The 20745-nt window shown below is 69.3% G+C and carries 21 protein-coding genes; 13 read left to right on the top strand and 8 right to left on the bottom strand.

Annotation, left to right across the window (positions count from 1 at the left end; all coding sequences use genetic code 11):
• The first annotated feature begins 10 nt into the window (after positions 1–10).
• From DEJ27_RS00190 to DEJ27_RS00140, 11 genes are all read left to right on the top strand, one after another.
• Positions 11–850, top strand: coding sequence for an urea amidolyase associated protein UAAP1 (locus tag DEJ27_RS00190; protein ID WP_111090098.1), 840 nt, complete (start codon positions 11–13; stop codon positions 848–850).
• Positions 850–1554, top strand: a complete 705-nt coding sequence (locus DEJ27_RS00185) for an urea amidolyase associated protein UAAP2 (protein ID WP_111090097.1) — start codon at positions 850–852, stop codon at positions 1552–1554. The genes DEJ27_RS00190 and DEJ27_RS00185 overlap by 1 nt, the downstream gene beginning before the upstream one ends.
• Complete coding sequence (uca, locus tag DEJ27_RS00180; RefSeq protein ID WP_258370264.1) at positions 1551–5252, top strand: urea carboxylase; 3702 nt, start codon at positions 1551–1553, stop codon at positions 5250–5252. Before DEJ27_RS00185 ends, uca begins: the two co-directional genes overlap by 4 nt.
• The gene (locus tag DEJ27_RS00175; RefSeq protein ID WP_258370263.1) at positions 5249–6973 is read left to right on the top strand and encodes an allophanate hydrolase; all 1725 of its coding nucleotides are present in this window, start codon (positions 5249–5251) and stop codon (positions 6971–6973) included. The genes uca and DEJ27_RS00175 overlap by 4 nt, the downstream gene beginning before the upstream one ends.
• 26 nt (positions 6974–6999) lie before the next feature.
• Positions 7000–7692: a TetR/AcrR family transcriptional regulator gene (locus DEJ27_RS00170; protein ID WP_111090096.1), complete on the top strand. Its 693-nt coding sequence runs from the start codon at positions 7000–7002 to the stop codon at positions 7690–7692.
• 60 nt (positions 7693–7752) lie between these two features.
• A complete protein-coding gene (locus DEJ27_RS00165) occupies positions 7753–8346 on the top strand; it encodes a biotin transporter BioY (RefSeq protein WP_111090095.1) in 594 nt (197 codons plus the stop codon).
• An 85-nt stretch (positions 8347–8431) separates the two neighbouring features.
• On the top strand, positions 8432–8971 hold the full coding sequence (locus tag DEJ27_RS00160) for a hypothetical protein (RefSeq protein ID WP_146244625.1): 540 nt from the start codon (positions 8432–8434) through the stop codon (positions 8969–8971).
• Positions 8968–9498, top strand: a complete 531-nt coding sequence (locus DEJ27_RS00155) for a DUF6611 family protein (RefSeq protein ID WP_110858534.1) — start codon at positions 8968–8970, stop codon at positions 9496–9498. The genes DEJ27_RS00160 and DEJ27_RS00155 overlap by 4 nt, the downstream gene beginning before the upstream one ends.
• Positions 9499–9547: 49 nt before the next feature.
• On the top strand, positions 9548–9889 hold the full coding sequence (locus DEJ27_RS00150; RefSeq protein WP_051597132.1) for a hypothetical protein: 342 nt from the start codon (positions 9548–9550) through the stop codon (positions 9887–9889).
• A 104-nt stretch (positions 9890–9993) separates the two neighbouring features.
• A complete protein-coding gene (locus DEJ27_RS00145; protein WP_111090093.1) occupies positions 9994–10587 on the top strand; it encodes a TetR/AcrR family transcriptional regulator in 594 nt (197 codons plus the stop codon).
• A gap of 27 nt (positions 10588–10614) precedes the next feature.
• Positions 10615–11328, top strand: coding sequence for an NADPH-dependent F420 reductase (locus tag DEJ27_RS00140; protein ID WP_111090092.1), 714 nt, complete (start codon positions 10615–10617; stop codon positions 11326–11328).
• A 202-nt stretch (positions 11329–11530) separates the two neighbouring features.
• Here DEJ27_RS00140 and DEJ27_RS17405 read toward each other — a convergent pair whose 3' ends face one another.
• Both DEJ27_RS17405 and DEJ27_RS00130 read right to left on the bottom strand, forming a co-directional pair.
• Positions 11531–12469, bottom strand: a complete 939-nt coding sequence (locus DEJ27_RS17405; protein WP_181430045.1) for a sce7725 family protein — start codon at positions 12467–12469, stop codon at positions 11531–11533.
• A 52-nt stretch (positions 12470–12521) separates the two neighbouring features.
• The gene (locus DEJ27_RS00130; protein ID WP_181430044.1) at positions 12522–13400 is read right to left on the bottom strand and encodes a sce7726 family protein; all 879 of its coding nucleotides are present in this window, start codon (positions 13398–13400) and stop codon (positions 12522–12524) included.
• Between the two features lie 490 nt (positions 13401–13890).
• Here DEJ27_RS00130 and DEJ27_RS00125 point away from each other — a divergent pair, with 490 nt between their 5' ends.
• Together DEJ27_RS00125 and DEJ27_RS00120 are read left to right on the top strand one after the other, a co-directional pair.
• A complete protein-coding gene (locus tag DEJ27_RS00125) occupies positions 13891–14466 on the top strand; it encodes an ArsR family transcriptional regulator (RefSeq protein WP_146244622.1) in 576 nt (191 codons plus the stop codon).
• Positions 14467–14486: 20 nt separating this feature from the next.
• Positions 14487–14966, top strand: a complete 480-nt coding sequence (locus DEJ27_RS00120; protein WP_111090088.1) for a HEPN domain-containing protein — start codon at positions 14487–14489, stop codon at positions 14964–14966.
• A gap of 329 nt (positions 14967–15295) precedes the next feature.
• Here DEJ27_RS00120 and DEJ27_RS00115 read toward each other — a convergent pair.
• The 6 genes from DEJ27_RS00115 to DEJ27_RS17400 form a co-directional block, all read right to left on the bottom strand.
• Positions 15296–16446 (bottom strand): IS3 family transposase gene (locus tag DEJ27_RS00115; RefSeq protein WP_111090243.1). Its coding sequence is split into 2 segments (ribosomal slippage): positions 15296–16179 and positions 16179–16446, totalling 1152 coding nucleotides; the frame shifts between segments, so codons are not numbered across the junction.
• Positions 16447–16588: 142 nt separating this feature from the next.
• Entirely contained in the window at positions 16589–17236 is a 648-nt protein-coding gene (locus DEJ27_RS00110) for an HNH endonuclease (protein WP_111090087.1), read from the bottom strand.
• 107 nt (positions 17237–17343) lie between these two features.
• A complete protein-coding gene (locus tag DEJ27_RS00105) occupies positions 17344–17526 on the bottom strand; it encodes a hypothetical protein (protein WP_111090086.1) in 183 nt (60 codons plus the stop codon).
• A gap of 15 nt (positions 17527–17541) precedes the next feature.
• Positions 17542–18135: a hypothetical protein gene (locus tag DEJ27_RS00100; RefSeq protein WP_146244621.1), complete on the bottom strand. Its 594-nt coding sequence runs from the start codon at positions 18133–18135 to the stop codon at positions 17542–17544.
• Between the two features lie 22 nt (positions 18136–18157).
• Positions 18158–18508: a hypothetical protein gene (locus DEJ27_RS00095; RefSeq protein ID WP_146244620.1), complete on the bottom strand. Its 351-nt coding sequence runs from the start codon at positions 18506–18508 to the stop codon at positions 18158–18160.
• A gap of 322 nt (positions 18509–18830) precedes the next feature.
• Positions 18831–19544 (bottom strand): hypothetical protein, encoded by a 714-nt coding sequence (locus tag DEJ27_RS17400; protein ID WP_146244619.1) that lies wholly within the window; start codon positions 19542–19544, stop codon positions 18831–18833.
• Between the last annotated feature and the right edge of the window lie 1201 nt (positions 19545–20745).

The following is a 20745-nucleotide window of genomic DNA, read 5'->3' as shown; positions in this document are numbered from 1 at the left end:
AAGGAACCCCATGCGCGACCTCCACCAGACCGACAGCGTGCTCGCCTCCCGGTCCGACGCACGCGCCCAGGCCGGCTCGCAGTCCGAGTACATGCCGTACCTGCCGGCGTCGTCGTCACCGTTCGCCCCCGAGGGCGTCGACCCCGCGCAGCTCGTCTGGGCCGAGACGGTGGCGCCGGGCGGGTACACGCACAAGGTGCTGGCCCGCGGATCACGGCTGCGGTTCGACGACCCGACGGGTCAGGCCTGCGCCAACGTCCTGGTGTTCAACGCGCTCGAACCGTGGGAGCGACTCAACGTCGCCGACACCCAGAAGATCCCGTGGCAGGCGTACCTGGGCCAGGGCTCGCCCCTGCTGAGCGGGGACGGCCGGGCACTCGCGACCGTGCTCGAGGACACCTCGGGGCACCACGACGCGTTCTGCGGCACCTCGTCCGACGCCTGGAACGAGCGGAAGTACGGCGACGCGGCACCCGAGGGGCGCACCCCGAGCGGTCGGTCGCTGTTCGCGAAGGCCGCCGCCAAGCACGGGCTCACCAAGCGGGACCTGCCGCCGAGCATCTCGTTCTTCCAGGGCGTGCGGATCGACGCAGAGGGGGCGATGACCTTCACCGGTTCGGCCGGCGCGGGCACCCACGTCACGCTCGTCGCCGAGCTGCCGCTGCTCGTGCTGGTCGCGAACGTCGCGCACCCGATCGACCCGCGCCCGGACTACCTGGTCGGACCACTGCGGGTGCACGCCTGGCGCGGGGCCCCGACGACCGCGGCCGACGAGCGGTTCACCGCGACGCCGGAGCTCACCCGCGCCTACCTGAACTCGATCGACCACGCGGAAGCCCGAGGCCTGTGATGACCGACACGACGACCCACACCCCCGCCTCCACCGTCCCGGTCGGAGCCGTCCACGACCCGGACGTCCCCCTCGACTGGAGCGAGTCCCTGGTGCCGGGCACCGTGGTCCGCGACGACCGGATCGCCCCGCTCGCGCCGTGGTCCGCCGTGGTCCGCGCCGGCGAGGTGCTCACCATCGTCGACGTCGGCGGCAACCAGAGCGCCGACTGCCTGCTCTACGACGCCCAGGACCCCGACGAGCGGTACAGCGTGCCGGACACCCTCGCCGCGCAGGGCAACGCGTACGTCCGGACCGGCACCGTGCTGATGTCGAGCGAGGGCCGCCCGCTGATGACCGTCGTCGCGAACGAGATCGACCGGCAGGACACCATCGGCGGCGCGTGCTCGAAGGAGTCGAACACCCTGCGGTACGGGCACCACACCCGGTACCAGCACGGCTGCCGCGAGAACTTCCTGGCCGAGGCCGGCCGCCACGGACTCGGCGCCCGCGACATCGTGTCGAACCTCAACTGGTTCATGAACGTGCCGGTCGAGGCCGACGGCGCCCTGGGGATCGTCGACGGCATGAGCGCCCCCGGCAAGCGGGTCGCGATCCGGGCCGAGCGGGACGTGCTCGTCGTCGTCTCGAACTGCCCGCAGATGAACAACCCCTGCAACGACTTCTCCTGCACACCGCTGCGCATGATCGTGGTCCAGCCGTGACCGCCGCGCCCGACCCCACCGGGACCGCCACCGTGAACCAGACCCCCACCCTTCGCACCGACACCGTCCTCGTCGCGAACCGCGGTGAGATCGCCCGCCGCATCATCCGGTCCGCGAAGGCGCTCGGCATGCGCACCGTCGCCGTCTACTCGGACGCCGACCGCGCGGCACCCCACGTCCGCGAGGCCGACACCGCGGTCCGGCTCGGTCCCGCCCCCGCCCGCGACTCGTACCTGCGCATCGACGCGGTGGTGCAGGCCGCGAAGGACACCGGCGCTGGACTCGTGCACCCCGGCTACGGGTTCCTGTCCGAGAACACCGACTTCGCCCGGGCCTGCGAGGACGCCGGCATCCGGTTCGTCGGGCCGACCGCCGACCAGATCGTCCGGTTCGGCGCGAAGCACACCGCCCGCGAGCTGGCCGCCGCCGCGGGGGTCCCGATGCTCGCCGGCACCGGGCTGCTCGCCAGCATCGACGACGCCGTGACCGAGGCCGAGCGCATCGGGCTGCCCGTCATGCTCAAGGCCACCGGGGGTGGCGGCGGGATCGGCATGCAGGCCTGCTCGACCCTCGACGAGGTCCGCGAGGCGTACACGAGCGTCGTCCGCCTGGCGACCGCGAACTTCGGGTCGGCCGGCATCTTCCTCGAGCGGCTCGTGCGGCCGGCCCGGCACGTCGAGGTCCAGCTCTTCGGTGACGGCGAGGGCCGCGTCGCGGTGATCGGCGACCGCGACTGCTCCCTGCAGCGCCGCAACCAGAAGGTCATCGAGGAGGCCCCGGCACCGGCGCTCCCCGAGCACGTCCGCGCCGAGCTGCACGCGTCCGCCCGCCGCCTGGCCGAGAGCGTCGGGTACCGCAGCGCCGGCACCGTCGAGTTCGTCTACGACCCGGTGCGCGAAGAGGCGTCGTTCCTCGAGGTGAACACCCGCCTGCAGGTCGAGCACCCGGTCACCGAGGAAGTGTTCGGCGTCGACCTCGTCGAGCTCATGCTCCGCCTGGCCCGCGACGGTGCCGCCGGCATCGACCCCGACGTGTTCGACCGCACCTGGACCCCGAACGGCCACGCCGTCGAGGCCCGTGTCTACGCCGAGGACCCGGCGAAGGGCTCGCTGCCCTCCAGCGGCCTCGTCACCCAGGCCGTGTTCCCGAGCGCGACCACGGCATCCGGCGAGCGCACCGGCATCCGCGTCGACGGCTGGGTCGAGACCGGCTCCGAGGTGTCCGCGTTCTACGACCCGATGCTCGCCAAGGTGATCGCCACCGGGGAGACCCGCGACGACGCCCTCGACCTGCTGCGCGACGGACTCGCGACCACCCGCATCGACGGCATCGTCACGAACGCCGGGCTCCTCCGCGCGCTGACCGACGACCTCGAGCTCCGCACCGCCACGCACTCCACCTCGACGCTCGACGCGACCGAGGACCCGGACCCGCGCATCGACGTCGTCGCGCCCGGCACCATGACGATGATCCAGGACCTGCCCGGCCGGGTCGGGTACTGGCAGGTGGGTGTCCCGCCGAGCGGCCCGTTCGACGCGGCCTCCTTCGCCGAGGCGAACCGCGCCGTGGGCAACCCGGACGGTGCCCCCGCGCTCGAGGTCACCGCCACCGGCCCGACACTCCGGTTCTCGGCCGCCGCGGTGGTCGCGCTCACGGGTGCACCGGCACCGGTCACCCTCGACGGCGAACCCGTGGCGCTGTGGGAGCCCGTCGAGGTCGGCGCCGGCCAGACCCTGGCGATCGGCACGGCCCCCGGTCCGGGCCTCCGCACCTACCTGGCGGTCCGGGGCGGCTTCGACGTGCCGACCTACCTCGGCTCGACCGCGACCTTCACGCTCGGTGGCTTCGGCGGCCACGCCGGGCGGGCCCTGCTCGCCGGCGACGTCCTGCGCCCGGGCTCCCCGGACTCGGACGCCCCGCACCCGGCGTTCCCGGCCGGAACACGTCTGGGCCTGGTGGGCGGCCCGACCCCGGCCGACCGCCGCACCGCGGTCACCGACGCGTGGGAGATCGCCGTCACCGAGGGGCCGCACGCGGCGCCGGACTTCTTCACCCGCGCCGACCTCGACGTCTTCTACGCCACCGACTACGCCGTGCACCACAACTCGGCGCGCACCGGCATCCGGCTCATCGGCCCGCGGCCGAAGTGGGCGCGGACCGACGGCGGCGAGGCCGGTCTGCACCCGTCGAACATCCACGACACCCCGTACGCCGTCGGTGCGATCGACTTCACCGGGGACACCCCGATCATCCTCGGACCGGACGGGCCGTCGCTCGGCGGCTTCGTCTGCCCCGCCGTGGTCGCCAGCGGCGACCTGTGGAAGCTGGGCCAGCTCCGACCGGGTGACACGGTCCGGTTCGTCCCCGTCCGCGAAGCCGACGCCGCCGAGCTCGACGCACACCGGGCCTCCAGGACGGTGCCGCGCACCGGAGGCGACGGCGACGACGGTGTGATCGCCCACCTGGACGCGACCGACGTGCGGCCGAGCGTCGCGTACCGACGCGACGGCGACGACAGCGTGCTCGTCGAGTACGGCGACATGACCCTCGACATCGCTCTGCGGATGCGCGTGCACGCGCTCATGACGAAGCTGCAGGAGCACACGCCGAAGGGGATCCTCGACATCACGCCGGGCATCCGCTCGCTGCAGGTGCACACCGACGCGTCCGTGCTCAAGGCGCGCGACGTGGCGGGGCTGCTCCGCGAGCTCGAGGACGAGATCCCGCCGACCGACCAGCTCGTCGTGCCGTCGCGCACCGTCAAGCTGCCGCTGTCGTGGGACGACCCGGCTACCCGGCTGGCGATCGAGCGGTACATGAACGGCGTGCGGAACGACGCCCCGTGGACCCCGTGGAACATCGAGTTCATCCGTCGCATCAACGGGCTCGAGAGCGTCGACGACGTCTTCCGGACCGTGTTCGACGCGAGCTACCTGGTGCTCGGCCTCGGCGACGTGTACCTCGGCGCCCCGGTCGCGACCCCGCTCGACCCCCGGCACCGCCTGGTCACGACGAAGTACAACCCGGCCCGCACCTGGACCGCCGAGAACTCCGTCGGCATCGGTGGCGCGTACCTGTGCATCTACGGCATGGAGGGGCCCGGCGGCTACCAGTTCGTCGGCCGCACGGTGCAGATCTGGAACCGGTTCCGCCGCGGTGGGCTGTTCCAGGAGAACCCGTGGGCGCTGCGGTTCTTCGACCGGATCGAGTGGTACCCGGTCGGTGCCGACGAGCTGCTCGAGCTGCGCGCCGAGACCGACGCCGGGCGGGGCTCGTTCGAGACCGTCGAGGGTGAGTTCTCGATCGCGTCGTACAACCGGTTCCTGTCCGACAACGCCGGGTCCATCGCGGACTTCCGGGCGCAGCAGGCGCAGGCGTTCGGCGAGGAGAAGGAGCGGTGGCGGGCATCGGGCGAGTTCGACGTCCGTGACGAACCGGCCGCCGTGGTGGCCGACGCCGTGACCGTGCCCGAGGGGTCGACCGCCGTGTACGCCCCCTTCACCTCGACCGTGTGGCAGGTGGACGTCCGACCGGGAGACCGCGTGGACGAGGGGCAGAAGCTGCTGGCCGTGGAGGCGATGAAGATGGAGTCGATGGTGCACGCACCGGTGCCGGGCCACGTGCTCGAGGTGTACATCAAGCCGGGCGACCAGGTCGCGCCGGGGCAGGTCCTCGCCGCGATCGGAGCGGCAGCGTGAGCGGGATCAGCGCGGCGAGTGCCGGCACGAGCGCCGGCTCGGCCGCCACGACGTTCGCCTCGGCCCGCGTCCGCGACGCCTTCGCCCGCATCGACGCCGTCGACCGGCCCGAGGTCTGGATCACGCTGCGCGACCGCGCCGACGTGCTGGCGGAGGCCGAAGCCGTCGACCCGACGCTGCCCCTGGCCGGCCTGCTCTTCGCCGTGAAGGACAACATCGACGTCGCAGGCCTGCCCACCACTGCAGCCGCCCGCTCCTACGCCCACGACCCCGCCGCCGACGCCACCGCCGTCGCCCGGCTCCGCGCCGCCGGCGCCGTCGTCGTCGGCAAGACGAACCTCGACCAGTTCGCCAGCGGCCTGGTCGGCACCCGCTCGCCCTTCGGCGCGGTCCGGAACGCCTGGGACCCCACGCGGATCTCCGGCGGCTCGTCGAGCGGTTCCGCCACGGCGGTCGCCCTGGGCATCGTCGACTTCGCGCTCGGCACCGACACCGCCGGGTCCGGCCGGGTGCCCGCCGCGCTCGGCAACCTGGTCGGGGTCAAGCCGACGAAGGGGCTCGTGCCGAACACCGGCGTCGTCCCCGCCTGCCGCTCGCAGGACTGCGTCACGGTGTTCGCCCGGTCGCTCGACCTCGCGCGCACGGCGGCCGAGCTGATGGCCGGTCCGGACGGCGTCGACCCGCTCGCACGGCCCGACCGCGCCCTCGCCGACCTGCCCGCCGTCCCGCGCATCGCGGTGCCGCTGCCGTCACAGCTCGAGGGGCTCGCACCCGGCTGGGCCGAGGCGTTCGCCGCGGTCGTCGACCGGTTCCGCGCGCTCGGACACCAGGTGGTCGAGGTCGACATCGCACCCCTGCTCGACGCCGCGTCGCTGCTCTACGACGGCGCCTTCGTCGCCGAACGGTACGCGGCCGTCGGCGCCCACATCGAGGCCCACCGCGACGAGATCGGTGCCGACCTCGACCCGTCGGTCGCCGCGATCGTGCTCGGCGGCGCACGACCGACCGCCGCGGAGCTCTTCGCCGACCAGGAACGGCTCGACGCGTTCGGGGCAGCCGGTCGCGCCGCACTCGAGGGCACCACCGCCCTGCTCACCCCGACGACGACGTGGCACCCGACGCTCGAGCAGGTTGCGGCCGACCCGATCGGCGCGAACAGCCGGATGGGTCGCTACACGAACTTCGCGAACCTGCTCGACATGGCCTCGCTCGCCGTGCCCGCCGGGTTCGTCGACGGCCTGCCGTTCGGCGTCATGCTCACCGGCCCGGCGTTCACCGACCGGCGCCTGGCGGCGTTGGCGGCCGCGTTCGCCGCCCCGACCGTCGACCTGCTGGTCGTCGGGGCGCACCTGCGCGACGGGCCGCTGAACGGACAGCTGGTCGCGTCCGGCGGATCGTTCGTCCGGGAGGCCCGCACCGCGCTCGACTACCGGCTGTACGCACTCGACACGGTGCCGCCCAAGCCCGGGCTGGTCCGCGTGGGTCCGGTCGCGTCCGGCGCCGCTGCGCCGGGGTCGGGCATCGTCGGGGAGGTCTGGCGCCTGCCCGCCGCCGGCTTCGGCACCTTCGTCGCGGCCCTGCCGGCACCGATGGCGATCGGCACCGTGGCGCTCGACGACGGTACCGAGGTCACCGGGTTCCTGGTCGAGCCGTTCGCGGTCCAGGGGGCCGAGGACATCACCCACCACGGCGGCTGGCGCGCGTACCGGGAACAGTCGTGACGGACACCGGCTGTCAGGATGGGGGCATGTCCCCCGACGACCGGCCCGTGCGCCCCGGCCGACCGCGGGTCGTGCCGAACGCCGACTCCGCGATGAGCCCGCGTGACCAGATCCTCGACGCCGCCGCCGCGCTGTTCGTCGAGAACGGCATCAGCGCGACCTCGACCCGGGCGATCGCCGAACGGGTCGGGATCCGGCAGGCCTCGCTGTACTACCACTTCGCCGGCAAGGACGACCTGCTCGTCGAGCTGCTCACGACCTCGGTGCGCCCGAGCCTCGAGCTGGTTCGCGGCCTCGAGCAGCTCGTGCCGGAGTCGGCCTCGGCAGCCGGTGCCCTCGCCGCGCTGGTCGTCGCCGACGTGGACACCCTCGCCCGCACCCCGCACAACATCGGCACGCTGTACCTGCTGCCCGAGGTGCAGGGCGAGCGCTACGACGGGTTCCGGGCCGAGCGAGTCGAACTGCAGGAGGCCTACGGGCGCCTCGGCTCGCGCGCTGCCACCCCGGACGTCGCCGCCGGCGTCTCCCCGGCGCGCCTCGGTGCCGTGCTCATCCAGATCACCGAGACCGTCATCCAGCTCCGCCGGTCCGGCCCCGTGCAGGACGCCGACCGCGACGCCCTCGTCGCGACCTGCCTGCGCGCCTGCGGCCTCGACACCGCCGCCGTGGAGGGGGCCCGGTGCGACGCCGAGTCCCTGCTGGCCGCCGTCGCGGTCTGACCCCGTCCCTTTCTCCCGCAGCTCCTTCTCCCCCGGCTCCTTCCCCCAGCGAGGAACACCATGACCACGATCACCCCCGCCGCACACCGTCCGCTCGCCGACGCGCTGCTCCCCCGCACCGCCGTCGTCAGCACCGCCCTGGTCCTCGGCGGCGCGCTGCTGACCGCCGGTGCCGCGCAGGTGTCCGTGCCGATCTGGCCCGTCCCGATCACCGGGCAGACCCTGGCCGTGCTGCTCGTCGGCAGTGCCCTCGGTGCCCGTCGTGGTGCCCTGTCGATGCTCGTCTACGCGCTGCTCGGCGTCGTCGGGCTGCCGGTCTTCGCGGACGGTTCGGCCGGGGTCGGCGTGCTCGTCGGCCCCTCCGGCGGGTACATCGTCGGCTTCGTCGCCGCCGCGGCCCTGGTCGGCTGGGTCGCTGAACGCTTCGGCGACCGCCCGCTGCGGAATGCGCTGCTGTCCTTCGCCGTCGGCACCGTCGTCACCTTCGTCGCCGGGATGGCCTGGCTCGCGGTGGCACTCGGCCTCGACCTGCAGCAGACCCTGCAGTACGGGCTGTACCCGTTCGTCCTCGGTGGTGTGGTGAAGACCCTGATCGGCGCCGGCGTGATCTCCCTCGGGTGGACCGCAGCCCTGCGCTCGGCCACCCGCCGGTGAGCGCTCCGTCAGGACTCCGGCGCCGACCGTAGGGGTTCCGTCAGGAGGCCTTCCGCGCCGTTCGAGCGCGCGAGAGCGTGTGGTCGTGACACTGACTGCGATCATGCCGACGCTCCGCGCGTCGCTCCCCGATCCGATGGACCCGTTCCTCTGGCCGGCCCGCACCACAGCGACCACCGACGACCTGCTGGTCTCGGCGATCTCGATGGTCCGGCTCGCCGACCTCACCGGCACCCCGACCGTGCACACCGCCGAGCAGTCCCCGCCCCGGTACCGTCCACGCGGCTGGACACCCCGCGAGGTCAGCGTCGCCGTCGCGTCGGTCACCCGCGTGCGGCGACCACGCACCGGCGTGGTGCTCCTGGAACTGGACGCGGTCCTGCCGACCTGCGCCGTGCTCGACCAGGTGCGCCTGATCGGACGCCGGAGCACCGCTCCGCTCTCCCCGATGTACGTCGTCACCCGCTGTGACGGTCAGGCCGACGGTCCGTTCCACCGCCTCCCGGCTCCGTTGCCCGCCGACGTCCGCGAAGGCGACCTGGTCTGCTTCCCGTGCCTGGCGACCGTCCGGCACCGCGACGTCGTCGAACCGGTCCGGGCGGAACTCGCGCCGGTGGATCGATGACCGTCGCGCTGCCGGTCCGCACCCGGCTGCTCGACGGCGCCCACCTGTGGGGCCGGTACACGGTCCGGCCCGTCGGCCGAACACTGTGGAGCTCGCGGACCCTCGTCGTGTTCCCGCCCGGCACGACCACCGGCGAGCGCCTGCTGCTGCGCGCCTGGCACGTCTGGCCGGCCGTCGGGGCGGTCGTCGCCCTCGCTGCCCTGGTGCTCGCCGTCTCGGTCCCCGCCGTCGGCACGACCACCGCGCTGCTCCTCTACGGCGGCGGCTTCGCGGTCCTCGCCCGCGCCACCCGCGCGCTGCGGCCACGGGTGCGGTCCGTCACCGTGACGACGTTCCTGGGCGACGGCCGCCGCGAGGTCCACGGCGACGAACGCCTGCTCACCGGCTCCCTGGACGCGCTGTCGATCCTGGAACAGGCGCTCCGGGCCGACCGCATCCGCCCCGTCGACTTCGAACTCATCTGGGGCGACGTGTGGAACGCCCTGCCCGCGCCGGCCCCGGACCACCGCGCACAGCGGTCATCCTGAAGCCGGTTCCCGCGCCGCACGTTTGTATGGGTTCGGGAAGGAGTACGCGATGAAGCACATCCACTACGACGCCACCACGATCCTGGTCGGAGACGACGTCGCCGACGCCGTGATCGAGTACGCCGCGGCTCTCGCCGGGGGCGACCGGGCCGACACCGTCGACGTGCCCGCCGTCGCCGACGACGGGACGATGACCACCACGAAGATCCTCATCGGGCCCTCGAGCGAGATCGTCATCGAGGACGCGGAAGAGGACGAACTCGAGATGGACAACGGGGAGTTCGTCGGGCGGCTGCGCGCCGCCGCGAAGACCTTCGGGCACAGCGAGCCGATCCACGCGAACACGAGGACGGACCTGGCGGACGCGGCGGAGGCTGCCGAGGAGTCCTGACGCCTGGGCGTCGCGCTTCAGCGTCGAAACGGAGAGGGTCTCCTGTACTGTGGTGATTCCGGAGAGCTTCTCCGGTTCCCGACGCCACAGCCTGGAGGCCCGCCATGCCCGAGCAGACCGCTCCCGCCGGGCGCGCCCCGCGCGCTGACGCGCTGCGGAACCGGGACCACATCCTGCAGGTCGCGGAGCGCGCCTTCGCCGAGCACGGCGTGACCGGCTCGCTCGACGCGATCGCCAAGCAGGCCGGCGTCGGCGCCGGCACCCTCTACCGGCACTTCCCCACACGCGAGGCCCTGATCGCCGAGCTCCTCGCCGCCCGCGACGAGCACCTGGTGGCGCGTCGTGAAGCACTGCGCGACGGCTCCGTGGACACCGGCGACGCCCTGCACGGCTGGCTCGACGCGGTCACCGAGTGGGCCGGCACGTTCGACGGACTGCCCGAACCACTCCGCGCCGCCGCGTCGTCCGACTCGTCGCCGCTCGCCCTGACGTGCCAGGGGTTCATCACCACCACGGACGAGTTCCTCCGTGCCGCGCAGCGTTCCGGTCGTGCGCGTGCCGACGTCCGCGCGCGGGACCTGTTCCTCGCCGCGTTGGCGACCAGCTGGGTCCAGGGTGCCGCGATGGCCGACGACTCGTCCTCCGCCGCGCTCTCCGCCCTGTCGCGGCGCGGCTGGGAAGCCCCTGCTCTCCCCTGACCTCCACCACTGTTGAAAGGGCACCACATGAACCGCATCGGCATCATCGGCAGCGGAGCCATCGGCACCGCGATCGCACGCCTGGCCGTCGCCGCCGACCTCGACGTCCTCATCGCGAACTCGCGCGGCCCCGAGTCGCTGCAGGACCTCGTCGCCGAGCTCGGCCCGCACGCCCAGGCCGGCACCGTGCGACAGGCCGTCGAGTTCGGCGACGTGCCCGTCCTCGCGATCCCGCTCACCGCCTACCCGGCACTCGCCCCCGACCTCGACACCTTCGCCGGGCGGACCGTGCTGTCGACGGGCAACTACTACCCCGGTCGCGACGGCCGGATCGAGCAGCTCGACACCCTCGCGACGACCACGGCGGAGTACGAGCAGACACTCCTGCCCGGCACGCGGATCGTCAAGGCCTTCAACAACATCGTCGCGCACCACATCCCGAACCTCGCCGACTCCACTCCCCGCACGGCGCTGCCGATCGCGGGCGACGACGAGCAGGCCAAGGCCGTGGTCGCCGAGCTCGTGCAGCTGCTCGGGTTCGACACCGTGGACGCCGGGAGCCTCGCCGACTCGTGGCGCTTCGAGCCGGAGTCCGGGGCGTACACGGGGATCTACGCGGCGAGTGCCGAGGGGTTCGCGGCGGACTACCTGGCCGATCAGGGAGCACCGTTGCCCGCGGAGCGGCTGCGGGACGTACTGGCGGTGTCGCACCGGGCGGATGTGGCGAACCGGCAGTTCTGACGATCGCAACTCTTTGGGGGACCCTTGCGACGACGAGACCATCAGCTCCTCACTGCAGCAGCGGGCGTGGTCTGCATTGCCGTGGTCACCGGGTTGTCCGCATGTGCCGCGCCTGGGGGTGCCTTCGGGTCAAGCACGTGGTCGAGCCCGCATGCCGCGCGTGCCCCGGGCGCACGATCACGGCCAGGAGCGGCTGCGCAGATCAGGTCGCCATGCGCCGGTCGACGGTTTGAACGTGATGCACGATCTGCTGGCGCTTACTTGCTCCGAGACTCGTGTAGTCGGTACTGCGTGCTTGAGCGAGGAACGAACCGAGACCATCGGTCGGCTCGAAAAGGTTGGGATAGGCGGCGGTGTCGGCGGTTAGGTCGCCGAGGAGTGCCCGCCACTTCGGAGGGTAGTCACCTCGCACACTGTCGTCGGAGACGTAGTGACGGACTCTGAGCCCATCGACGGTCATATAGGTGAGGTGCACAGCGATCGCGACAGCGGACCCGCCACCGGTGGTGTACGTCGCGGGCAGGACTGTGAAGTCGGAGAAGCCGGCGCGGCCCGCTGCCTTCCACGTCAGAAGGTCATTGCTGAAGAACTCGTCGTTGGGGTTTGCGTAGTCGACGTTGCGGTCGCGTCCAGGGAATCGGTGACCGACATCGATGCTCCGCCCCGCCGGGATGTCCGGCAGGTAGGACATCGCGCTGACACCGATGTCGAACAACACGAGGTAGTCGCGGCCTTTCAACGCGGCCGCGAGATCACTCGGCCGGATCAGCTGGGTCGTGAGGACCACGGCGACCGGGCGTGCGGGGTACGTCACAAGGAATGCCTTCAGCTCCGCGAGCCCTTGACCGTCCGACTCGCGGAAAACTGGGCGAATGTGGGCAGCGTCGGCGAGGTCTGCTGCAAGGTGACCGAGTGCTGTCGCTTGGGCCGTCAATGTAGTCAGCTTGCCTCTTGTTGGGTTGGCAACGATCATCGCCGACGCACCTGCTGCACGAATGATGCTGACCTTGTTGTGAAGTTGCACGGTCGTCGCGGCGGGTTCGATGAGCGGGACAACGTGCCCGCTAGCGGCGAGGCTAGGTGCAAGTTCGGCGAGGGCGAGAGCCTCCTCTTGCCGACCGTAGAGGTAGGGGACGTACAAGGAGATGCTCCGATCCAGTTCGGAGCAACTCTCGCGTTCGAGGTGAGTGGCTTCAAGCCCCCAACATGAGGGCCATCGGCTGATGCAACCGCCGGAGAAGGCGTCCACGGCCGACGCCAGAAAGCTCCGCCCCGTAGGCGAGGGCGCGAAGGCTAGTGGGGAAGCCGACCGCACTGGTCAAACTGGCTGCAGCTCGCCCCCGCTGTCGAAGCTGCGTGACAACGAGTCGGTGCGCCTCTGCGACGTCGAGTTCACCGAAGAGTGCTCCCATGCGCTCGGAGAGACGCCCGGTGGGCACGTCGGGCGTGTACCCGATGCGGCTGTGTAGGAGTGCCTGCGCTTCGTTCCTTCGAAGCATGCGGAACAGGTGCTCGTGGCGGATCTGGTCGAGGTTCGATGTTGCGAGGCGGACGGTAGACAGTGCGCCGGACCGCTTCAGAGCGAGGATTCCAACGTGGTTGGGGACAAGAGTTTCCGCAGCAGCGGCCCTTCCATCGGAAGTGACCACGTAGACCCGGTCCGCGCGAGTGCAGTAGTCGCGGAGCTGGCCGTTCAGGCGGGTGAACTGATCGAGGTCCGTCTTGATCTCGTACACGGTGGACGTGCCATTTAGGACAAGGAGGTCCGCTTCGGAGTCGCCCATCGGCATTTCCAATATCGCCGATGCTGTCGCAGGTCGATGCTTGCCGAATACGATCTTCGACACCAGCGTGTTCTTGAAGACATACTCGGACCGATACGACGCGACTAGCCGCCGATGGGCCTCCTCGAACCGCTCACCAAGCGTCGCGGTACTCGGGGCGTCAAGGGCTGCCAGCGGAGCGAGTCGAGCTAGGACGTCTTCTGGGCGCTCCGCCGCGAGCGCCCGGAAGACACGCGTGCTGAACACGGACGCGAGGCGTCGTGCTGGCAAGGCGGTTACGGCTGGCATTCTGCTCCTGCGACTGGACGACGGCATGTCCATCACCTATGCGGCGAACGAAGAACCTGTCCGACGATAGACGCCCGTTCCACTGTCCGCGACTTCGCTGACGCTGGTAGGCCCTGGCTGAGTTCGCAGTTGAGCAGGGCCGGCAGTGCGAACTCTCCAGCAAATGTCCCGAGCAGCACCGGCTCCGCCACCGGCACTGGCCGGCCGACGGTGACGGACCGTCGCGACGAGAAGATGGCCAGGCGGCAGCGAGACAGCGGCAACGTGGCAATGCACGACCGGCGCTCCGGGTCAGAGCGGTGCTGTCGACTTCGCCGTTGCACTCATCCTCGCAGCCGACCGCTCGTCGGTCCGCGCGAAGGACGAGGCGCGAGCGCAGGTTCGAGTCCGGCCACTGCTTCGCTCGTTAAGGCGGCACTGTCGCACCCTGCGCTCGATCAGTGATGACAACGACAAACTGCTTCTAGAAGCGCAGCGTATGCTACGGGTTATGAAGCAGTCTGTTCCGACGCTCACTCCCCTGCTCCGGTCCGACGCCCAGGGACGCCTCCTCGCAACCTTGTTCCTGAGACCCGACGAGGAGTTCAGCATCAACGCTCTAGGACGCGAGGTTTCCGTCAGCGGCGTCACTGCACTCCGCGAGGTGAACCGCCTGTTGAACGCCGATTTTCTGACTGAACGACGGTCCGGTCGGAACCGGTACGTTCGCGCGAACGAGGCCCACCCCCTGTTCGCACCCCTTCGGCAGATTGTCGAGTGGGGTTACGGCCCCCTCGTCGCACTGCCGCCGCTGATCCGGGAGATGGAGGGTGTCGAAGAAGCCTACGTGTATGGCTCGTGGGCCGCGAGACTGAACGGCGTCGAGGGACCTCCGCCTGGCGACATTGACGTCCTCCTGATCGGCACGGTCGATGAGGCTGAGGTGTACGACTTCGAGTACTCCGCCCGGAAGCTACTACGACGCGACGTGAACGTTGAAGCGATGTCCGCCGCCCGATGGGCTGATGACGGGGATCCGTTCGTTCGAACGGTCCAGTCACGCCCGGTCGTCCGCCTTCTTTCGTGAGTTTCTGACAGGATCGGCTCGTGACTGATCGCATACTTCGGTGGGAGGCGGGCCGCGCGTCCGTTGAACGGGCGCTCTCCGCCCGCGAGCTCGAGCGCGTCAGCCCAAATCGTGCTCACGCCGACGACCTTCTGAAACAGGCGCGAATCGCGGCGGCCTCTGCGCGTACCCTTGCAACCTCCGATCCAGTCTCCGGCGTCAACGTGGCATACGACGGCGCACGCAAGGCCCTGACTGGGATCCTCGCGGTACAAGGGCTACGCCCGACGGCGCAGGGTGGGCATCGTGTCGTCATAGACGTTCTCGGCGATCAGTTCGGAAACACCTTCGAACCCCTGCTGAAGCGCTTCGACAGGCTGAGGCGGCGCCGCCACGCGAATGAGTACCCAAACCCCGATTCCCCGATCGCAACGCCCGACGACGCACTGAATGCAGCGGAGGTCGCCGAAGCGGTCGTGGAGGCAGCAGAACGAGTGGTCGGGGTTCTACCGCCGTTCTGATCCGCAGCACAAGTGACATCCGCACTGAGCACCCCATACACGCGGCCCAAAGGCGACGACAGCTCGGCCTGAGGTCCTGTTCTCAGGGATTGAGATGTCGCTCCGCGCGTGCGAAACGGAGACTTGATGAACGGCGTTGGTGCCGCTATCCCGCTTCCGGATGGGCTCGCTGACCTGTTCACTGTCGTCGTCTGGTCTGACTCTCCTGGTGATCTCGTCCGTTGGGTTCGAGGCGGCGAGGCGTGGGCGGCCGAGTCCTCGTGGGGCGGCGGTTTTGCCCTGCAAGGGCCCGAGCAAGGGACTGCTGCAGCTTTCGTTGACTCGTCCGTTTAGGCCGCGAGTGCGACCTGTGGGTTGATGATTGCTTCGTACTCGATGGGCGTCAACTTCCCGAGGCCCCGCTGTCGACGCTTCCGGTGGTAGGTCCCCTCGATCCAGTGCACGATCGCGACGCGCAGCTGCTCCCTGCTCGCCCACCGGCGCCGGTTCAGGACGTTCTTCTGCAGGAGCGCGAAGAAGGACTCCATCGCCGCGTTGTCGGCGCACGCGCCGACCCGACCCATCGAGCCGAGCAGTCCTGCGTCGCTGAGCGAGCGGACGAATCGCTTGGAACGAAACTGACTGCCCATATCGGAACGAACCACTGTTCCGATCGGATTCCGTCGAGAGATCGCCATCTGCAGCGCCGCGACGGCGAGCGAGGAACGCATCCGAGAGCCGATGGAGTACCCCACGATGCGTCGGGAGCAAGCGTCTTTCACGGCGCAGAGGTACAGCTTGCCCTCGCTCGTGTTGCGTTCGGTGATGTCGGTCAGCCACAGCTTGTCGATGTCCGGCGCTGTGAACGCACGCTGCACCCGATCATCGTGGACGGGTGGTCCCGCTTTCCGGTTCAGACCCCGCTTCTTCGCGTGCAGAGACCAGAGTCGCTGCTGTGAGCACAGGCGCCAGACGCCCCGTTCCGACACGAGGTGGCCGGCTGCGGCGAGGTCGTCGGCGATGAACCGGTACCCGAACGTCGGGTCGTCCCGGTGCGCGTCGACGGCGGCGTTGGTCAGGTGGGCGTTCACCCAATCGCGTCTACTTACGGGGTCTTTCCGCCAGGCATAGAACGCCTGCTTTGTGAAGCCCAGCACCCGGCAGGTCACCGCGACCGGGATCCGGTCGGCGGCGAGTTCGAGGACCAGCGGGTACATCATTTTGGGAGGTGCGCTTGCGAGAGATACGCGGCCGCTCGGCGCAGGATCTCGTTCTCCTGCTCAAGCAGCCGGTTCCGTTTCCGCAGTTCTCGAAGCTCCGCGTTCTCCACGGTCGTGACGCCGGGCTTGACGCCGTCGTCGACGTCCGCGCGGCGCAACCAGTTCGTCACGGTTGCCTCGGAGATCCCAAAGTCCTTCGCGACCTGCGTCAACGGGATCTCCCCGCGACGAGCGACCGCGACCACGTCGCGTCGGAACTCCTCCGGATAGCGCCTGGGCATGATCGACATCCTTCCAGCGAGGAGCACGTCCTCACAGGTCAGGAGTCAACCGAACCTGCAGCAGTCCCCCCGCAGTCGCGCAGGACGACGCATCCGGGTTGATTGGGGCATCGAGTTCATCGACATGCTCCGGCCGGGCGAATCACGCGAAGCGCGCTCGCGCGGCCTCCACAACGATGTCGTCCTCGCCGAAGAGGAAGTGCTCGCGCCGCAGATTGCACCACCGGTGCGTCACGCGGAGGTTGGCGAGTTCGTCGCCTCCGCCATCGGTCACGCGAACGATGTGGTCGACAGCCGGCGCGCGATCGTCGAACGGTAGCGCGTCGCGGTCGATCGGGATCTCGCAGATCTGGCACAACCAGCCGTCGCGCTCAAGGACAATCGGCCGGTTTCTCGCGAACTCCGGTGACACCTCGCGCGTTCGCGGCTGAGGAGCCGGGCGAAGCCTTGGGGCAGCGTCACCTCGAGCTCGTCGGCACGCCGAACACCCACAGCCAGCCGGCCGCCCGGACTCGTCGATGATCTTCCGTCGGCAGCCCTCGTGCAGGGCCGCGAACGCAGTCGAGACCGCTTCCCACTCGCCTGTGAGGTGCGCGACGACCTGCTCGTCGAAGCTCAACGCCATCTCTGCTTCGCATCCGTAGCAGCGGCCGGTGCGCGCCGTCAGGTACAGCAGCCGACACTCGTTCGTGCAGTACTTCCGATTCCGCAGGTGCGTCGGGTACTCGACGCCGCAGCCGCCGCAACGAAACGCAACGAGCGGTCGGTCGGCCGCGAGAGGGCGGGGCATCGGGCTCCGATCATCGAACTAGCTCGTCATGAACGTACCGGCGCCGCGTCTCACCGTGAAGCCCTCGAACGGACGAGATCACCAGGCTCCGCGGAGCCTGAGACGCGTCACAACGCGCGGGGCACGTTCGATCGCACGTCGTCGGCCTGCGCCTCGTCGAGCTCCCAGCGACCGTGCTTCGGGTGCTCCGGGTAGCGCTCCCGCAGGTACTCGCGCACGACCCGCCCCGGACGAGACTCGTTCGTGTAGCCGAGCTCGGATGCAAGCTCTCGCGGGGTGTACGTCGTCATCGGTTGCTCTCCCTCTCAGTCGCGGCCGAGCAGCCGCCGGAGCCAGTCGGAGCGCATCGTGGTCTCGCGACTTGCCTGGGATGCCGGTGACTCCCCCGCAGGCGGCACGGACCCAATCATGGGCGCCGGCACGCCGATCGTGATGCTCAGCTCGCGCTCCGCCGGGTCCGGCATCGGCGTCATCGGCCAGTCCGACGGCTCGTAGTCGTCAGGCACGACGTACCCGCCGCAGTCGACGACCTCGCCGGCGGCGTTCACCGTGATGTACTGCACGTACAGCGTCCCGTCGTCGAAGTCGTAGGGGCTGGGCCCGTCCGGTGCATACGCCGTCTGCTCGCGAAGTCCCTTCGACCAGGAGAGCCTGCCGACGGCGCCTTCGTCCGACGTCGCCCACCAGTGGGTGCCTCGCCACTCGACGTGGAGCTCGTCGCCAACGCGGACTGATCCGATGTGCTCGGTGACCGTCGAGTGGTACAGGCTCGACAGCATCGGCGTTCCTCGACCGGCGAGGACGCTCGACAGGAGCCCCGCGACGCCGAAGCGGCGATCGCCGTTCTTGTGCACAGAGCCGAGCTGCGGATGCCCGTCCGCTGCTACTGGTGAAGCCATGGCCGGCATCCCTGGGTCGTCGTCATCGCCGGGACTCGCAGACCGCCGTGTCCGGGAACACACCGCAGGCGATCTCGAGGTCCTGATCGCCGGTGGCGCGCGTCATACCGAGGAGGCTGGGGTGCTTCGCGAACGCCTTGTTCCAGTCATCGGCGTCCCGGCACATGTCGAGGCTCCGCTCGACGTAGAAGTCCGCGTTGTAGTCCGCGTCCGAAGCTTGCCGCTCGGCTTGTTCCATCGCCATCGTGCAGTTCGCGGTCGGTCCGATGGCCGTGCCGATTTTCACCGCGCCGATGATGCCGCCGAGCACGGCGAGCGTCAGCACGGGCAGCAAGATTGCGCTCCCCCACGGCAGCAGCTGCTTCCGCTTCACGACCGGTCGGACTTCCGGCGCAGCCTCGCCGTCCTGGAGCCATCGCTGACCCGTCCAGTACCGGTAGGTGTCCAGGCGCCACGGGTGGAGATGCCACCCGATGCGCCGGCCCGACTGCCGAGGATCTGTCATGGTGCGATTCTCGCAGAGATCGACTGCCTCAGCGGCTGCCCGCATCCGCAGACAGACGCAGCATCAGGTCACTTCAAGGGGTGCGACTCACACCGACGGTAATGGCACTTAACGAAACTTTTCGGCGCAGGCTCGGGTAGGAAAATCCGTAGCTTGAGACTCAGGGACAACACGCCTTCAATTGCTCCGATCAAATACCCTCGGGAGGAGAATCCCAACCACCCTTTTCAGAGAGCTCGCTAACGCGAGGCTTCCCCTTCTTTGCGCCGCTATACGATAAACGGAAGCTTCTCGATACACCCTTTTCATCTTGGAACGTCAGGACCCAAGGAACACCTTGCGTAGTTCGAGACTTGTTCCAGGCTCGGAACCCACCCGACAGCCTTGAGACCGTCCACCGCCCTACTTGCCCGCCTTGCTGCCACCAACGCACGAGGTCCGAAATGACAAACAATGGAACGTCGCCTGGACGGTAATATCGACCATCCTCAGTTTCAAGCAATGAGAGTTTTATACCCTCGGCCTGATCGTCCCCTTCGGGCACACCCGGCTGGCCTGAAGCGTCTTCCGCTGTAGGTAACTCCGGAGACGCCAGATCGGCCCGTACTGCCTCGTTCATCGTAGTCTTGAGCTCGTCGAAGCCCGCTGCCACCGTCGATGAGTAGTCGACCGACCGCTGAGTGAGCGAACTCAGCTTACGCAACAGCGTCGCCTGGTTGCTGCCTTCCAAACGAGCGGTTTCTTCTTGTACTACAAAAATGAGCAACGCCACGCCCGCCGCCGCGACCGTAGCTGCACCGAACACCAATCCCAAGCCGTTCCACAGCCAGTTGGTGTTAGCGCGCTGAAACACAAGGTACCAGGCGGCAATGGCCAGGACCACCGCCGCCAAGATGAGCAGCACGAATGCCGTACCACGGAGCCACTGCCTCCCTTCGATCGGCCGAGAATCTTGCTCGCGCGGAACGAGTGCCGTACGCCCACCCCTCCCGGGGAGCTTTGTGACAACGCCCTGCTCGAGCAAAGCATTACGAGCCGCCCAGTACTCGGAGTCAGACACGCCGAGGGTCTCTCGGAGTTCTCGGTTGGTTCGAGGAGTGCCATCTGCGGGAAGTAGTTCGACCAAGCGGTCAGAGATAGCCTCCTTGCTTGACGCCCCCGTCTTCCAGAACCCCTTACCGCGCCGCTTTGTTATCAAACCGCTTCCCCTCCCAGAATTAAGACATCGAAATGCGTTCCTCGTGCCTATGACGAACCACAATTCCTCGCGGTACGATTGAGCATTGCCGCGACGACTCGCTAGCGGCTAGACAAACGTTCCAGTGCCGGAGGGTTCTTCGTCACCCTCGCATCCAGCACACGCGGTCGCTGCCACAGGCGGTAGCTCAAGAACGCCCCCACTGTCGACGCAGTGGCCGACCTTGCCCATGCGAGCATAGTTGACGCTCACTCATTCATGGACGGGGGCAGACTTGGCACGAGGGCGACGAACCAGATAGACGGCTCGGCACGGGGAACAGTAGAGCTCCGGGGACGCCCTGAGGTTGCGGTTGCTCACACCTTCCACGAGAAGCTCCGTTACCGCCCGGTTACCGCCACAGCCCACGGGGTAGACCGAAAGAGCCCCAGATGCCCGTAGTGACGGGTATCTGGGGCTCTTTGCGTTGGCGGTACCGGTGGGATTTGAACCCATTGCCGTGCGTTCGCTTGAGAGTGACCGAAGGGCGTAACGCTGTAAGTACGGGGCTTGCCCCGACTGATCAGGCCAGGCTGAGCCACCTTGAGACAGGTGGCGGTGCACCAAAATGCACCACGGATGCACCTCGACGATGCCGCCCAGAAGGAGCCGCGATCGCATGCGTCCGACGCCGACGGGCGTCCGCATAGCGCCCCCCGATCATAGAGACTGCTCGCAGACCACCCATATGAGACAGGCGCCACGAGCTGCGCCGGTGCGATCTGGCTTGTACTCCGCAGGACCGGCTTACGGGACGCGCCGGAGCGGGCTCCGGCGCAGGATGAACGTGTGCGCGTGTTGATGATTCAGATAATGGCGATGGGTGTCTCCGCGGAGCAGGAGGCTGACTGGCCGCGGCTTGCAGCCG

Origin of the sequence: Curtobacterium sp. MCPF17_018, assembly GCF_003234135.1 — a bacterium.
In the GTDB taxonomy this organism is placed as follows: domain Bacteria; phylum Actinomycetota; class Actinomycetes; order Actinomycetales; family Microbacteriaceae; genus Curtobacterium; species Curtobacterium flaccumfaciens.
This window is presented reverse-complemented; position numbering and strand designations above follow the sequence as displayed.

Excerpts from the sequence above, each read along its gene's own strand:
- DEJ27_RS00190 (WP_111090098.1), top strand. The coding sequence starts at position 11 with ATGCGCGACCTCCACCAGACCGACAGCGTGCTCGCCTCCCGGTCCGAC.
- DEJ27_RS00185 (WP_111090097.1), top strand. The coding sequence starts at position 850 with ATGACCGACACGACGACCCACACCCCCGCCTCCACCGTCCCGGTCGGA.
- DEJ27_RS00170 (WP_111090096.1), top strand. The coding sequence starts at position 7,000 with ATGTCCCCCGACGACCGGCCCGTGCGCCCCGGCCGACCGCGGGTCGTG.
- DEJ27_RS00165 (WP_111090095.1), top strand. The coding sequence starts at position 7,753 with ATGACCACGATCACCCCCGCCGCACACCGTCCGCTCGCCGACGCGCTG.
- DEJ27_RS00155 (WP_110858534.1), top strand. The coding sequence starts at position 8,968 with ATGACCGTCGCGCTGCCGGTCCGCACCCGGCTGCTCGACGGCGCCCAC.
- DEJ27_RS00150 (WP_051597132.1), top strand. The coding sequence starts at position 9,548 with ATGAAGCACATCCACTACGACGCCACCACGATCCTGGTCGGAGACGAC.
- DEJ27_RS00145 (WP_111090093.1), top strand. The coding sequence starts at position 9,994 with ATGCCCGAGCAGACCGCTCCCGCCGGGCGCGCCCCGCGCGCTGACGCG.
- DEJ27_RS00140 (WP_111090092.1), top strand. The coding sequence starts at position 10,615 with ATGAACCGCATCGGCATCATCGGCAGCGGAGCCATCGGCACCGCGATC.
- DEJ27_RS00130 (WP_181430044.1), bottom strand. The coding sequence starts at position 13,400 with ATGCCAGCCGTAACCGCCTTGCCAGCACGACGCCTCGCGTCCGTGTTC.
- DEJ27_RS00125 (WP_146244622.1), top strand. The coding sequence starts at position 13,891 with ATGAAGCAGTCTGTTCCGACGCTCACTCCCCTGCTCCGGTCCGACGCC.
- DEJ27_RS00110 (WP_111090087.1), bottom strand. The coding sequence starts at position 17,236 with ATGCCCCGCCCTCTCGCGGCCGACCGACCGCTCGTTGCGTTTCGTTGC.
- DEJ27_RS00105 (WP_111090086.1), bottom strand. The coding sequence starts at position 17,526 with ATGACGACGTACACCCCGCGAGAGCTTGCATCCGAGCTCGGCTACACG.
- DEJ27_RS00100 (WP_146244621.1), bottom strand. The coding sequence starts at position 18,135 with ATGGCTTCACCAGTAGCAGCGGACGGGCATCCGCAGCTCGGCTCTGTG.